Here is a 15140-nt window from a genome sequence, read left to right on the forward strand (position 1 = left end):
TTTTTTATAAAAAAGTTGCCGAAATTGTTTGTAGTTCAAAAAAAAGTAGTACCTTTGCAATCGCAATCGGGAAGTTAATAACAAACGATTGAAAAAACAAAAGCATTGGGATATGGTGTAATGGTAACACTACAGATTCTGGTCCTGTCATTCTTGGTTCGAGTCCGAGTATCCCAACAACAGAGAGACATCCTCACCAAGGGGATGTCTTTTTTGTTATTGTATATGATCGTTCTAATTATTTAATGATATATTGATTATGAATATGAAAGAAACACCTGTGCTTCTGCTTACCGGATATCTGGGAAGCGGAAAGACTACATTGCTCAACAGAATACTCGCCAATGAGGAGGGCTTGAAATTTGCAGTGATAGTGAACGATATCGGTGAGGTGAACATCGACGCCGACCTTATACAGCAGGGAGGCATCGTGGGCGAGGGAGACGACAGTTTGGTGGCTCTGCAGAACGGCTGCATATGCTGCACGCTGAAGATGGACCTCGTGCAGCAGATCAGCGACATCGTGGCGCAGCACCGCTTCGACTATATAGTAATCGAGGCGAGCGGCATCTGCGAACCGGCGCCAATAGCCCAGACCATCAGCGTATATCCGAGGATGTATCCGGAGATGGCGAAGGATGGCATGGCGAAGCTCGACGCCATCGTGACGGTGTGTGATGCCCTGCGACTGCGCGATGAATTCAATGAGGGCACCGACCTGACGAGGATGAACATCGATGATGATGACCTGGAGAGTCTGGTGATCCAGCAGGTGGAGTTCTGTAATATCATACTGCTCAACAAGGCATCGGAGGTGACTGCCGAAGAACTGGAACATGTGAAGGCGATACTGCGCCAGATTCAGCCGAAGGCGGAGATCATACCATGCGACTATGGCGATGTGGACCTGAAGAAGATTATAAACACCGGACTGTTCGACTTCGAAAAGGTGGCTACGTCGGCACGCTGGATAGAGGCTGTGGAGGCTGACGAGGATGATCTGGAGAACGAAGAGGAGGGCGAAGCACTGGAATACGGCATCGGCACCTTTGTTTATCGCCGTCGTCGTCCGTTCTCCTTGACAGAGTTCGACCAGTTCATTGCGCGCAAGTTCCCGAAGAGCGTGATTCGCTGCAAGGGAATATGCTATTTCGAGAGCGAGAAAGACCAGTGTTATCTCTTTGAGCAGGCTGGCAGCCAGGTGTCGCTGACCAATGCCGGACAGTGGTATGCGTCGATGCCGGAGGATGAGTTTGCCGAGTTCAGCAAGAACAATCCCGGCGTGTTGAAAGACTGGGATGAAGAATATGGCGACCGCATGCAGAAACTTGTGTTCATCGGACAGAATATGGACCGCGAGGAGATAGAAAAAGAATTGGACAAGTGTCTGGTATAGAAAGGGGATTACTAATACTCTTATGAAAGGACAAAATCCAAACAGTCTCTAATGACCGATTTGGTATAAAACAAACCCATCCTGGGCTTCATTATTGAAAGGCCAGGATGGGTTTGTTGCTGATCGGTATTTGAAAGATTGCCGAACTCCTTTCAAGTACTATATAAAGATTAGTGCGTCTGCGGCTTAACCGAGGTCTACTACCGTTATTCCGGCACCTCCAAACTGCACATGCTCGTCTTTGTATGATGTAACGGCAGGTACGGTGGCGAGATACTGTCGGATAAGCTGGCGCAGGATTCCCGTTCCGGTGCCGTGGAGGATGCGTACTCTCGACATGCCGACGAGGGTGGCATCGTCGATGAAATACATCACGGCATTGAGGGCTTCGTCGCCTCGCATGCCACGCACGTCGAGGTCTTGCTTGAAGTTGAGCTTCTTCTCGTCGATAGTCTCGCGGGTCTGTCTGCCTACGGTCATGAACGGGCGAGGTTCTTCGCGCTTGGGAGCCGTGGCGTGTTCCAGCTTCTTCAGAGAGGTGGTGGATCGCAGGTCGCCGAATATCACGGTGGCGTTCTTGCCCTGTACGCTCTCTATCTTGCCCACGGATGTGGTGCCCTTTATCCTCACAGTGTCGCCTTCCTTCAGCGGAGCGCTGACGGTGGACAGGGTGGTGGTGGCAGACGTGTTGTCTTTGTCCTGTCCTGAAGATGACGGGTCGCCCTTCTTGCGGTTCTTCTTGTTTTCCTTCCTTCTGAGAATCTGCGCCATCTTGCGTGCTATCTTGTCGTCTTCTGCCTGCTTGTCCATATCGGAGATGCCCTCCTTGAAGTCTTTCAGACTGTCGCGAAGCTTCTTTGTCTCTTCCTTCTCAGCCTGCTTCTCACGGATTTCGCGGATGACGTTCTCGATTTTCTTGTTGCTCTCCTTAAACAGTTCCTCGGCCCTTTCCTTGGCTTTGGCGAGCACCTCCTTGCGGCTCTTTGCCAGATCGCTGATTTCAGACTCGTATTTAGCTATCGTCTGCTCCATCTGCTTCTCGCGCTGATGGATGGTCTGGCGTTTGCTCTCCCAGTAGCGCTTGTCGCGCACGATGTCTTGCAGATATTTGTCGCTCTGTATGTAGTCGGAGCCTACTATCTCGCTGGCGTCGTGGATCACCTGTTCGGGCAGTCCTATCTTGCGGGCTATCTCAATGGCGAACGAACTTCCCGGCTGACCTATCTGCAGTTGGAACAGAGCCTGCATCTGATGGCGGTCGTAGAGCATCGCGCCATTGACCACACCCTCGTGGCTGTCAGCGAAATGCTTCAGGTTCTGATAGTGGGTGGTGATGACGCCATAGGCTCTCTTTATGCAAAACTGCTTGAGCACCGCTTCTGCTATGGCACCGCCGATCTGCGGTTCAGTACCGGTTCCGAACTCGTCGATGAGAATCAGGGTGCGGTCGTTGGCGCTCTTCATCATGTTCTTCATGTTCGTAAGATGGCTCGAATACGTACTCAGGTCGTCCTCGATGCTCTGTTCGTCACCGATGTCTATGAGGATGTTCTGGAATATTCCCGTTTGTGAACGCTCGCTCATCGGTACCGACAGTCCGCATTGCAGCATATACTGCACCAGTCCTACGGTCTTCAGACATACTGACTTTCCGCCGGCGTTAGGTCCGGAGATTATCAGCATTCTCTTGTTGCGTGTCAGCGTGATTTCCAGCGGCACCACCTTCTTGCCCTGCTTCTGCAGCGAGAGACGAAGCAGCGGGTGTGTGGCTCCTATCCAGTCGATATGCGGATATTTGCCCACCTCCGGTTCTATGCCGCCAATCAGTTTGGCGAGCTCCGTCTTGGCCCGCAGCATGTCGACCTGAGCCAGCAGCTTGTAGGAGTCGAGAATCTGGGGCACATGCGGACGTATCACCTTTGCCATCTCCGTCAGGATGCGTATCACCTCGCGGCGCTCTTCGGCTTCGAGTTCGCGGACGCGGTTGTTTGCCTCTACCACTTCGGTAGGCTCTATGAAGAGAGTCTTTCCTGAGGCCGACTCGTCGTGCACGATACCTTTTATCTTGCGCTTCATCGTGGGTACTACAGGTATTACCAGACGGCCGTCGCGCATCGCTGGCGTGACATCCTTCTCTATCAGACCTTCGCTCTGTGCCGATCTCAGTATGCTATATAATGTACGCGAGATGCTGCCCTCCACCTTTGCCAGTTCCCTGCGGATGTTGAGCAGTTCCGGCGATGCCGTATCGCGTATCTTTCCGAATTTATCCAATATCTGGTCTATACGCTGCAGAATCTGCGGAAACGTCACCACGCCTTCGGCAAGCTCGTGAAGGGCAGGGTAGGGGTATACGGGGTCTTTGCGCCATCCGTCATCCGTTGCCGCAACGGCAGCGTCTTCGTCCGTGCGGTTCAGATACGTCACGATGTCGTTCACCGTTCCCAGCGACCGGCGCAGGTCGAACAGTTCGTCCTCCTCCATGTGAGTGCCTTCCAGTCGGAGGCGTGCCACCGACTGTCTCACGTCGAAGAAGTAGTTGAGAGGGAAATTCTCCTCTTCCTCCTGTAGCCGGCGAAACTCCCTGACTCTCGACAGCTGGGTGTTTATTGCCTTCACGTTGTCCATGAAGGTAATCTTGTCCACTTCTTCTTTGCCGAGAGAGCTCAGACAGCGTTCTCGCAGCAGAGTCCTTATCTCGTTGAATCCGATCTTGTCTTCGAATGTTTTGGGGTAAATCATGGTGCAAAATTAGCAAAAACATCTTTTTTATGAAAAAAGTTGCGATAAAATTTGCAGATATAAATATAATTCCATACCTTTGCACTCGCTTTAAGACACTAAGCAAGTTCTTCAAGTAAGGAGAGATGGCAGAGTGGTCGAATGCACCGGTCTTGAAAACCGGCGTACTGAGAGGTACCGGGGGTTCGAATCCCTCTCTCTCCGCAACAGAGTCCTGTAAATCGCAAGATTTACAGGACTTTTTCTTTTGGTATGCTCGGCACGAGCATTGTCTAACGGGTGGAAGTCCCGAGTAAAGGGGGCAGCGGATTCCATTATTGAATAATTAGGTAAGTTTTTTTTGAATCTTAATGTACACCTCAAGTTCATCTTTCATGACTATCTTTTCAGAAGTTACCACCAATAAGGGTGGTAACTTTTTGCTATCTCATCAACTGAAATCAAACATGAATCTAACTAGTTGAAGAACCTAAAAAAAGTTAATTTGCTTGCGAATTACAGATAATTTCGTAAATTTGTCAATAATAAAAACAACCGAAATATGGACAAGAACGAAGAAACCATTAGCTTAACGAAGTGCGACAACTCTATTCAGGCTGATGAAATCGTTTCTAAGCTGGCCAACGCTGGTATAGCTTCATCGCTCCACGACGAGCTCAACGACCCCGCTTATGGCGCTTACGGACCTAATCCCGGGATTGAGGTGAGGGTGTTCAAGAAGGACTTGGAGCGAGCCAAGAGCATATTGAAGGAGATAACCGAAAAGCGAGAGAAGCAACTGCCATGGTGCCCTAATTGCGGCAGTCAGAATGTCGTAGCGTTAGGCAAGGTAAGGCCCAAGCTGTCTAAGTGGGCGGTCATCATCGGCGTTCTCTTTGTTGTCATCGGAATCGTCTGCATTATCCTACCATTCTGTGTGAAGTCTCTAGAGTCAGCTACGGTTAGCTTTCTTATTATATCACTGATCTCATTGGCGGTTGGCGTTGTCCTAGTCATACCCCAGCGAGAGCGCAAAAATTACAAATGCAACGAATGCGGGACTGAATTCTATAAGGAATAATTTTTAGACCCAATAATAATGTGGCAATCCAACAACTTATCTGCAAAAAGATATAAACCACTTACCTAATAAATCTCTGAACTTATGAGAAAGAAGACAGATATTATTAGGTAAGTTTTTTGAATCTAAATGTACACCTCAAGTTCATCTTTCATGACTATCTTTTCAGAAGTTACCACCAATAAGGGTGGTAACTTACCACCTTTATAAACATTTTTAGTATTTGGGGCATTATAAGGCATATGAGTAAAATTTGAAGAGAATTTGTGATGAAGGTGGCAAGTTTTTTGGTTGATTATATGGATTTTTTTATCCCATAGCTTTATTTCGGAGCGATATTCTAAGCTAAATGTTTGCAAGGGTAAATAAAAGCACATAACTTTGTGGTTAAATATTTAGCACTGTATTAAACTATGAGTATAATATACGGGACGAAAATAAACCAACTGCTTGCCAATACTTCACCGACAGGACTATTGTTTGCTGATTGGATGAAAAAAGAAGGCTATTCAGGTCAACTGCAAAAGAGATACCGAGACTCTGGATGGTTGACTGCGATGTGCAAAGGTGTGATGTATCGCACAGGCAGTCGTTTGAGTGCTTATGATGCCATTGCTTCATATAACAAACAAATGGGAGGCCAGCTTAGGGTGGCTGCCATGTCCGCATTGGAATATGCAGGTTTCAACCAGTACGTTCCGAGGGGAAAGCCTGTGCTGATGGTGGTTGCACCAACTTGCAAAATGCCATTGTGGATGCAGAACGATATGTATGACGCTACCTTTCGAATGTTTCACACAAATGCTTTCTCGTATATAGAGACAATAGAAAGAGTTACGGACAGTGGCACGTTATATGTTTCTTCTCCAGAACAAGCGTTCTTGGAGAGTCTAATCTTGGCTCCAAAATCATACAACTATATGGATTTATACTATGTGATGGAGCAACTGACCACCCTACGTTCTGATGTTGTACAGCACTTGTTGGAAACTTTGGACAACAACAGAGTAAAGAGGATGTTTCTGTATATGGCTGAAAAGGCAGGTCATTTTTGGTTCGAAGAACTGCATCCCGAAAAGATAGATGTCGGGACTGGGAAAATCCAAGCTGCTACCAATGGTACATTTAATCGTAAATATAACATGACTATTCCAAAAGATTTAGAAGAATATGAGGGATAAGTACAAGAAGCAGGTCGCATTATTGATAAGAATTATGCCGTCTGTATATCGTATCAAGGAATTTGCCGTGCATGGTGGAACAGCCATTAATCTGTTCCGCAAGAATTTGCCATGGTAGCCCTGATTGGAGTCTGTGTAGTGCCGGTGATTTGTCCAAATATCCTTCTGTCCATTGAAAATTGCTCAATATCAGAAATCTGAAGGAGCATAACATTCAAAAATATGAGCAGGGAATTAAAAAGTTGAAAGACTTCTTATTTCCCAAATAGATTGAGTTATCGAGGCTGAGTCAAAACTAATAAAATGTGAAGAAAAGGCTAAACGTAGGAGGTGCGGGCATTCCTGCCCGCACCACTGCAGACAGCCGTAACTAACTGACTTTCTTGCTGCAATGCCGCAGGCAAGAATGCCCGCGGCTCCTACAGTTTGCATTGCAGTTTATGCATATTTCATCATTTTATTACTTTTGAACACACCCTCCTCCGTTGGTGAGCATACGAGTTAATATTACTTAACCTTTTGACCCTTGCCATTGATGATAACACCTCTACATTCTGAGTCCTTGCAGAGGTAGAGGTCATAGCCTATGGCTTTGATGCTACTATATACAGGAGGTGTGATAATCTTACCTTCTGGAGACATCAGACCGTGCCAATCATATTCTGTCTCGTACTGTTTGCAGCGAGCGACTGCATGTATAGGAGATGGCACAGAATTCATTTCTTCACTTGTCACGTTGCCTTCATCGTCATAGTTCTTTGTTGACTCATAACGCAACTCGTTGGTCTCGTATGTCAACTGCTCCACATTGTAGATATAGAAGTCATTGATGAGCTTGCCCTGCAAGGTATATCTGCGAATGATATGGTCAGGAGTAATCTCGGTTATCATTTCATCCAATATACTGTATTTAGCTTCGGCGAATGGAAAAACAGTACCCATAGAAGCGTTCAACACACTTTGCTTTTTGCCCTGAGTGACAATCCAGAAAGTATCGACAGGCTCTATTGCATCATACTTGGCAGTCAACACCCAGTTTCCCTGCTTGTCAATCAAACCTACAGTGTTGAGGTCGCTATTTGCAATAACACAATGATTGTTGTGAAACACATAGCCGTCATACTCTGGATTGTATGGAGTCTTGAGGTCTATGGCTACTTTTCCTTTCGCATCGATGAACTTCAGCCATCCATTATCATCGACACAAGCCAGACCGTCGGAAAATATCCACGCATGGGCATACTGAGGTTTGATAGCTACCTCACCAGTCAGAAGGCTTAGATAACCACGTTTGTCTCCACTCTTGTAGCAAGCCAGCGTGTCCCTGCCCAACGGCTTGAATAGCCAGTCAATATCTGTAACAGTTTTATTGCCGTCAGCATTCTTTACATAGCCAGGGTTGTCATACAAATGGAAGTAGGTGACTCCTCTGGAGAGTTTCATGGTATCATAAACACATTCTTTAGCTCTGCACTTCCAAGGGAGTTCCTCATAGAACGCATGACAAACACTATACACCACAGCAGCGGTCAACATCACCATAATGACAGCAAAGGACGAACCGACAACACGGCGTATGAACTTGCCATACTTGGAGTCGTCGTTCATGCCAAATATTGTCGTAAACCAGTTGGCTATACTGGCAAGGATGGCGGTGAATCCGTGCCAGAACAATACGAAAGCTCGTTTCATGGATGTCGATTTCATTTGTTTTCCTCCTCATCAAAGGCTTCATCAGCCATGTTTGCATATAGGTTGCGGCGCTCTGATTCTGATGCCGGAGCCGCACAACAACCTTTCATTTCTGCTGTTTTCCACTTTGCCAGACGACCGAAGAGATTCATACGGGTGCTACTGTCTTTCTGCATCGAAGCACGTGTTCCCTCATTGCTGTAGTCAAAGTTTCGGGCATTGCGGATAGACATTGACATGGCCACCTCTACAGAGTCTTGGTTGGCTCCCATATAAGTAAATGTCCATCCTTCGCCACGTAGCCGTTCCACAAGTTCCTTAATGGTCTTGCCGTTATACTCGCGAGAGGCATTCTCCATACCGTCCGTGATGATGGTAACGACCACCAAAGCATCCTTCATGCCCTGTACATGCTTGTGCATACCAGTTAGCGTCATGCCCATAGCGTCATAGAGTGGGGTTGTACAACATGGCTGGAAATCCTCTATATTCAGAGGCTTGGCTTCTGCCACAGGAGTTTTGTCATACAAATGCTTTGTCTCACAACTACAGAATGTCACCAATGACACGAAATGATCCTGAGTGTCGGCAAACTTCTCTTGCGCCTTTTTTATGCCAGCTAAGGTTTCGTTGAAGCCTTCAACGGCAGCTTGGCGTATACACTCCATCGAACCGCTACGGTCGAGGATGATTACATTGAAGACCTTGGTCTTCAGGATTTCATTCTTTACTTCCATTTCATTCATATATTATTGTTGTTAATCAAACGAACGCATAGTCTTGATGAAGGTTAATCGTACCATGCCAAGAATCTCTATCGCCTTGTCAAGGCAGGTCTTCAAGCTTTCTTCACCATTGTAATAGAATTCACAACTTGCCGAGACATTCTTCAAAGTCTGGTCAATATAAACCTTGGCGAGCTTGATTTCACGAGTTGTCTTGTTGCAGGCTGCGAGGACTTTTGTCTCTTCCCCTTCGTCAACCTCATACATTTGGGGGAATACGACAACAAGATAGTCTTCATCATCTGAATTTGCTCCCATCACATAGAATGTTTTCATCTGATAGCGGACAAATATGTCACCTTCATCATCAATCTGAGGCTTGAGCCCCAGAGACTGTAGTACTGAAACTACCATTTCATGTTTTGTCATAATACTTGTTGTTTAGTCGTTGTTATCGTTATCGGAACCTTCATCACTCTCGCCATTATCAATCTTTTCAATAGAGTCGCGGGCGAACATCAGAGCAGCGGCAAGGTGAAGGATCATATGACGAATCACCTCCTCCAGGTCTTCGTTGCCAAGAAGGTCACGTTCGTAGAAGATCCAAAGGCTATCGCCGAGGGTGTATGCCTTGACATATTTGAGGGTGGAGTTGATTTTCTCTTTTAATTCTTCATACTTTTCCTTGTTGTCCTTCTCCAAATCGTAAATGCTGGGCACCGAGATGTTGAGGAAATTCTCATCATCTTCGTTGTACATATAAAGGTAGTTGATGCCCTCGTAGTTGAAGGAAAACCCCAACGATTCAATATCTTCCAAGTTAAAGCCCAAGTTTTCAAAGGCTGCCAAAATCTTTTCTTTCATCTGATTTAATTTTTATGGTTATTACTATTGTTATCTAAAGCCTATGGTTACAGGTTTGAGTCCTTTGTCCTTTGGGGAGAACTCGCTCCTCACACGCTCATATTCCCGAAGTGACTTGATGCTAACAGAAGGACTTCTTGTCGCTATGATTTCTTCCAATACTTCTTGCGTGATACCTTGTTTCTTTCCGTCAGGGCTCTTGATGGTCTCGTTGAACTTCTTGCGAGCTGCCGACTTGACGATGTAGCTGATGTCAGAGCAGTTGTAGCCGTTGGTCAATTCAGAAAGATGGGTTGTGTCAATATCGCCTTCTGTGGGGAGTTTCGACAGTTCCAAGGCAAACAGACTCTTGCGTGCTTCTATGTCAGGCATGTCGATATACACCATTTCATCTATACGTCCGGTTCTCAGCACCGCCTTGTCTATGCGTTCTGGATGATTGGTAGCTGCGAGGACATAAACACCTTTGTCGGAGGCATTGTTGAGCATGCACAGAAACTCATTTACCTCGCTGTCATAATGTTGGTTGCCTTCCTCACCCGAACGTCGTGGCACCATAGCATCAAACTCATCAAAGAAGAGCAAGGTAGGAGCGTTCTTCTCTGCTTCCTTGAAAACCTCGCCAATCTTCTGCTGGGTTCCGTGAACCCAAGTGCAAGCCAAGTCATCGGGAACGATCTTCATGAAATTGATGCCGACCTCCTCTGCCATCTTCTCCGCAAAGAAGGTTTTTCCACATCCTGCCGGGCCGTAAAATAGCATGGACGGAGGCTTGATGCCATAGACTTCGGCACATTCTCGGTTTTGGAGTACGTTGATGAACCCTTCCGTCACTCTCTGCTTCAGTTCGTTCATGCCGGCAACATCACCGAAACCATTGCCTTTCTTCTTTAGTGGAGTGGGGTTCTGCTCTACTGCTTCTTTGGCAACCTTTCGGACCTGCTTTTCTGCTGTGTCGGAAGGTTTCTGTCCGCAGATGCGGCGCAACCAGTCTTTTTCTGTTTCTGTCGTATTCATGTACATTCCTCCTCGTTTCGTTAGTTGTACTTCTATAAAGAAAGATGGGTAGAACAAGCATCTTCTATCATCATTCTTTTGTTTGACTGAAAAAAATCCCTTTCATCATCGTATGATAGCCATCATAGTCTGATGAAAGGGACTGAAAGATTTTGTTATCCTGCAATCTTTACACCTTGTGAGTCGGTGGATTATCCCTCCACTGTTCAATCATCCGCTTGCATCCTTCCACAATATGCGAGGCCACACTCTGATACACGGCATCAGTTTGATAGTGCGGATCCATAACTGCGGTATCTGTACCAAATGCCTGTTTGTCGAACATGATAATCCTGTCCCAATTCGTATAGTCAAGCACTCTGGTAATGGCATTACGGTGTTCCGCATCAAAGATAACAATGCAGTCTGCCTCATGCAACTTCTCACGAGTAATGGGTGTGGTCATACCTTTCAGGTCATAGCCCAACTCTCTGGCAATTCGTACCATATTAGCGTCACGAGGGTTTTCACCCCAGTCCAATGTGCCACGAGAGAACACTTCAACATTATCCATCCCCTCTTGTTCGAGCATTGATTTGAGTACACACTCGGCAAATGGACTTCTGCAAGCATTGCCTGTGCAGACAAAGCAAATGGTATATTTCTTATTCATATTCTTTTGCTATTCTTTTTGTTGCTTTTTACATTTGTTGTCTCACCATTCCAAATGTCATCTGCAACATGCAAGATAACATCGTGGAGTTCAAGATTGTCCTTGAAAGACTGTTGGATTGCATCATAACCAACGACAACGCCAAGGATGTTGCCTGTCACGGCTCCTACAGAGTCGCTGTCGCCCCTATGGTTTACAGAGGCAATCATTGCCTGCTCAAAGTTGTTGAAATACTTGACGGTACAATATATTGCCATAGCCAAAGATTCATCACCCGTCCAACCTTCACCGATGGCCTCTATGTTTTCAACATCCGATGCAGACGAATCGACCAGATCGAGTGCCTTGTCGATCAAAGCTCGAAGTTCTGTGATATATGCAGTCTCATTTGGATAGAGAGCCAACAACATATCGTAACCATCTGACAAATATTTCTTGAAGTCATCCACTGTGGGACTGTCCTTCTGCATAATCCTGTATATAATGTGTGCCTCTAATGCTGATGGAAGCCAACCGAGAGGATGCTGGTGGGTTATCTCAGCTGCATCAGCCGCCAACATATCAACATCCTTTATGTTGGAGATACGTCCTTCAAGAGGCTCACCTTCGGGAGTGTCTCGCCACACAGCACAATAGAGTGCTACAGGTGCTGTACGCATGATACCGCCACAACCTTTACTATTGTTGTATGGGTCTTTACCTCTAAGAATACTTTGTAATGCTGTTATACAGGTATTGCCTGGAGCACGACGATTGTTGAGTTCAGGCAATTCGCCAATCCAGCAATCCTTACGACGACCAGATCTCTTGCCTATTTGTGTGTTATACCATTCAAGATATGCCTCGCAAATAGCATACTTTAGGGCTTTGCCCTGCGCTTTTGCATTCAGCAAGCCACAAGCTGTGAACAGTGTCATCTGAGTATCGTCAGAAATCAATGCCTTGCCGTTATTTTCTTCATCAGACAACCACCACTGGGTGGTGTCCAGTCTTGTGATGCCATTATCACCATACCTTTTCTGTATACCCATGTACGAGTTGATGAATTCCACAGGATAACCGAGCGCATCGCCAACGGCTCCTCCAACCAGCGAACCACGTATCTTATCTAATTGTTTGTTTCTATACATATCTATAAAACTTGTTCTATTCATAGTCATAAATTTTTTTACGTTATACTGTTTGTGTTATAGAGTGAGAAGAAGTAACTCTTTGTACAAGGTTACTCAGTGTTTCTCTTGCTTTGCTCGTTGATGACTTGCTTTCTTCGCTTAAACTCCTCAATGGGCATGGGCTCTTTGCCTTCTCTCTCCGTGAGCTTGTCATAGAAGGCATTAAGTACTCGCAATATCTTTGAGGTGCCGTGGCCGCTTTCTTACAGGTAGCCTTTCAGAGTCGGCGGCTCCTTTCCCTTGTCTGCACCATAGAACACCCAGTAGGTACTGAGAGCGATGTCTGTACGGTGCAGCCCCATGGCACAAGCGATATAGAAACCGCCTCGGTCGATGCGCTCACAAAACTCTGTAAACAACGACACCATACTTTCAACGACATCGGTACGGTTATCAACAGGATAGTAGAAATACTCCATACCGTACTCTTCACAAAGGTTCTGCATGCGTTGGTTCATGCCGTCATTACGAAGGTCAATGATCGTATGAACGCCTACGTCCTTTATAACTGGCCAGGCATAGCCCAGACTGCGTGATGACATCGTCTTTCCCCTTACACCTCCGTATGCAGGATGTATGTCGGGAATGTTGAGTGCAAGTATTCTGTTGATGTTCATAGTATTTTTGATACAACTTCTATTTATTCCTATTCATCAACCATTCTATCAGTTGGTTCACCTCCTTGCTCAGTATACAAAAAGTTGCAGGAAGTTTATGTGGACGAATGACAACCATACCGATGGTGTATTTGGGATTATCGGCAGGGAAACATCCAACAAACGTAAATTCATCAGAAGTTCTTTTATTGTCATCACTTTGCCGTATGTTGTACATACCTGCCAGTTTTACACCTTCTGGAGCAAGTCGATGTTGTATTCCATTTTTCTCAAAAATGCCAGTTGCAATCTTCTTGACATATCCTAAAGATGACTTTGGGTGGTATTTTTGATTGAAAGTCATAGCCAACTCTATGGCGTTACTCTTCGCTGTAGTATCACATGCTTGCCTCCATAAATCCGTTCCATTGGGCATGGTCGTGAAAGCCTTGTACATTCCGATTCTCGACTTCATCAGTAACGCCTTTTCAAACGTAGTTTCGCCATAACCACCTCTTCGCCAATTATGGTCACGTATTTTCAGACTATCACTGACTTCCAATATACCACATTCAGTATCGACTATTCTTCCTAAAGGCGTATTTGACTCCTCTAAACACCTTGCCGCTATAAAGGGTACAAAGATGTCTGTAGAACATACTTTCTTCTTGAATGGAACATATACCATATCACCACACCCTTCACACTCACCGTCCAACAGTTTCTCCAATGATGCCCAAGCTAATACTTCCGATGTTGGTGCGTCCAGGATTGCAATCTGTCCATAGACACCTTCTGTTTCCAACATCATGTTTCTATCCAATAGGTAATAGCATGAGTCTATAAGTTCTTTATCTGCTAACGGACAGATTTCAACACTATCGTTGAAATAGGAGACTTCTTTTCTCTGAGCATAGACTCCTACGTTACAGAATATTAGCATGAATAGTAATAAGGCTCTAACTGCTTGTTTTATTGTTTTCATTCCGTCTCTACATCTTTAGGTTGTACAATCAGTTCCAATCGTTTGATATCGTCTTCTGTCAGTTGGACATTCCCTCCATTTCTGTAATAGTCGAGCACTCTTTCTGCGCCATATCGGTCCAACACAGCATGTTCTTCTGCTTTCATGTAGTATTCTACAGCAAGTTGCTTGTTTGATTTGCCATTATCGTCAGGTTCATAATAGAGGTCGCCAAGAATCAGATAGGCGAGAGGTACACGATGAGCAATTATGCCAAGCTTTGTTGCATCTGCTCTCAGTCTGCCTTTCCAATCAGGTATGGTTAACAGCAGTTCAGCCAATGAACAACCTTGTTCAGCCGCATCCTTAACCATGTTCATTCCTGATATGGTATCACCTTTATCTATAGTTATAATTCCAAGAAGAGTTTTAGCTTCTGGAGAGGCATTATTGCATAGCACATGTTCCACGCTGTCTCTCCCTTCTTGAATATACGACTTATAGCCATCCATTAATAAAAATAGAGTTTTGTATTCATGTCCATCAGGTAAGCCGTAGATATAGTCATCCATGCGATTGATTGCTCCACGCCACTCAGCCATGTGAGCCATAGTAATCATTCCGAAGAAATCCTTTTTCACACCGATACCATCTCGATAACAATCTGCCAGTTTCAAATATGCCGAACCATCGCCCCAGCGAGCTTGATAGAGCAATGACATGACTGAGTCCTGCGGACTGACTGTCATGCTCTTCTGCTCTGTCAACTTCTGCGAACACAAAGTTTCCTCTATCACCATTTGCTCTGAGCAACTTGCAAGAAGCAACATTATTAATACGATCCATAAGAATCCCTTGAATCTCATATTCCAATACCCTAATCCGTGTCGGGCACAACTTCTAAGTTTGTTATTTGTTTGTTTATGAGATATAGAGTATAGAAGTAACTACGTCCTATCAAAAAGCCTCTAATCTTTCGAAATCCTTCTTGAAATCCGACATTCATATTCAATATCGGCGAAATATACAAGGCATAATGCTATGCTTCAGGCTCATATCGTACCGATTTGGCTATAAGC

14 protein-coding genes, 2 tRNA genes and 1 pseudogene are annotated in these 15140 nt (G+C 45.5%); 6 read left to right on the plus strand and 11 right to left on the minus strand.

Features of this window, described 5'->3' with window-relative positions:
- Positions 1-106: 106 nt before the first annotated feature.
- Positions 107-177 (plus strand) — tRNA-Gln (locus ST42_RS01040).
- 82 nt (positions 178-259) lie between these two features.
- Complete coding sequence (locus ST42_RS01045; RefSeq protein WP_044071924.1) at positions 260-1396, plus strand: CobW family GTP-binding protein; 1137 nt, start codon at positions 260-262, stop codon at positions 1394-1396.
- Between the two features lie 186 nt (positions 1397-1582).
- On the opposite strand, the gene ST42_RS01050 is transcribed toward ST42_RS01045, so the two are convergent.
- Positions 1583-4138: an endonuclease MutS2 gene (locus tag ST42_RS01050; RefSeq protein ID WP_044071926.1), complete on the minus strand. Its 2556-nt coding sequence runs from the start codon at positions 4136-4138 to the stop codon at positions 1583-1585.
- Positions 4139-4257: 119 nt separating this feature from the next.
- On the opposite strand from ST42_RS01050, the gene ST42_RS01055 reads away from it, so the two are divergent.
- The 4 genes and pseudogenes from ST42_RS01055 to ST42_RS13955 form a co-directional block, all read left to right on the plus strand.
- Positions 4258-4342: transfer RNA gene (locus tag ST42_RS01055), tRNA-Ser, on the plus strand.
- A 337-nt stretch (positions 4343-4679) separates the two neighbouring features.
- On the plus strand, positions 4680-5198 hold the full coding sequence (locus tag ST42_RS01060) for an LITAF-like zinc ribbon domain-containing protein (RefSeq protein ID WP_042519240.1): 519 nt from the start codon (positions 4680-4682) through the stop codon (positions 5196-5198).
- Positions 5199-5611: 413 nt separating this feature from the next.
- Positions 5612-6379, plus strand: coding sequence for a type IV toxin-antitoxin system AbiEi family antitoxin domain-containing protein (locus tag ST42_RS01065; protein ID WP_042519242.1), 768 nt, complete (start codon positions 5612-5614; stop codon positions 6377-6379).
- Positions 6369-6491 (plus strand): annotated as a pseudogene (locus ST42_RS13955) (nucleotidyl transferase AbiEii/AbiGii toxin family protein); the annotation flags it as partial. The gene ST42_RS01065 and the pseudogene ST42_RS13955, both read left to right, overlap by 11 nt.
- Positions 6492-6886: 395 nt before the next feature.
- On the opposite strand, the gene ST42_RS01070 reads toward ST42_RS13955, so the two are convergent.
- From ST42_RS01070 to ST42_RS01115, 10 genes are all read right to left on the minus strand, one after another.
- Positions 6887-8086: a WG repeat-containing protein gene (locus ST42_RS01070; RefSeq protein WP_231556850.1), complete on the minus strand. Its 1200-nt coding sequence runs from the start codon at positions 8084-8086 to the stop codon at positions 6887-6889.
- Positions 8083-8808: a vWA domain-containing protein gene (locus ST42_RS01075; protein ID WP_156132512.1), complete on the minus strand. Its 726-nt coding sequence runs from the start codon at positions 8806-8808 to the stop codon at positions 8083-8085. The genes ST42_RS01070 and ST42_RS01075 overlap by 4 nt, the downstream gene beginning before the upstream one ends.
- A gap of 21 nt (positions 8809-8829) precedes the next feature.
- Positions 8830-9225 (minus strand): YbjN domain-containing protein, encoded by a 396-nt coding sequence (locus tag ST42_RS01080; protein ID WP_042519244.1) that lies wholly within the window; start codon positions 9223-9225, stop codon positions 8830-8832.
- A 12-nt stretch (positions 9226-9237) separates the two neighbouring features.
- On the minus strand, positions 9238-9660 hold the full coding sequence (locus tag ST42_RS01085) for a hypothetical protein (RefSeq protein WP_042519246.1): 423 nt from the start codon (positions 9658-9660) through the stop codon (positions 9238-9240).
- A 30-nt stretch (positions 9661-9690) separates the two neighbouring features.
- Positions 9691-10677, minus strand: coding sequence for an AAA family ATPase (locus tag ST42_RS01090; RefSeq protein ID WP_158214712.1), 987 nt, complete (start codon positions 10675-10677; stop codon positions 9691-9693).
- A gap of 169 nt (positions 10678-10846) precedes the next feature.
- Positions 10847-11329 carry an arsenate reductase/protein-tyrosine-phosphatase family protein gene (locus ST42_RS01095; RefSeq protein ID WP_052485486.1) on the minus strand — a complete coding sequence of 161 codons (483 nt, stop codon included), beginning with the start codon at positions 11327-11329 and terminating at the stop codon, positions 10847-10849.
- Positions 11326-12483, minus strand: a complete 1158-nt coding sequence (locus ST42_RS01100) for an ADP-ribosylglycohydrolase family protein (protein ID WP_231556851.1) — start codon at positions 12481-12483, stop codon at positions 11326-11328. The genes ST42_RS01095 and ST42_RS01100 overlap by 4 nt, the downstream gene beginning before the upstream one ends.
- A gap of 221 nt (positions 12484-12704) precedes the next feature.
- The gene (locus ST42_RS01105; RefSeq protein WP_042519247.1) at positions 12705-13118 is read right to left on the minus strand and encodes a protein-tyrosine phosphatase family protein; all 414 of its coding nucleotides are present in this window, start codon (positions 13116-13118) and stop codon (positions 12705-12707) included.
- Between the two features lie 19 nt (positions 13119-13137).
- A complete protein-coding gene (locus ST42_RS01110) occupies positions 13138-14082 on the minus strand; it encodes a hypothetical protein (protein WP_042519251.1) in 945 nt (314 codons plus the stop codon).
- Positions 14079-14927 (minus strand): hypothetical protein, encoded by an 849-nt coding sequence (locus tag ST42_RS01115; RefSeq protein WP_044071931.1) that lies wholly within the window; start codon positions 14925-14927, stop codon positions 14079-14081. The genes ST42_RS01110 and ST42_RS01115 overlap by 4 nt, the downstream gene beginning before the upstream one ends.
- Between the last annotated feature and the right edge of the window lie 213 nt (positions 14928-15140).

The sequence above is a fragment of the Prevotella pectinovora genome, from assembly GCF_000834015.1.
Lineage (GTDB): Bacteria > Bacteroidota > Bacteroidia > Bacteroidales > Bacteroidaceae > Prevotella > Prevotella pectinovora.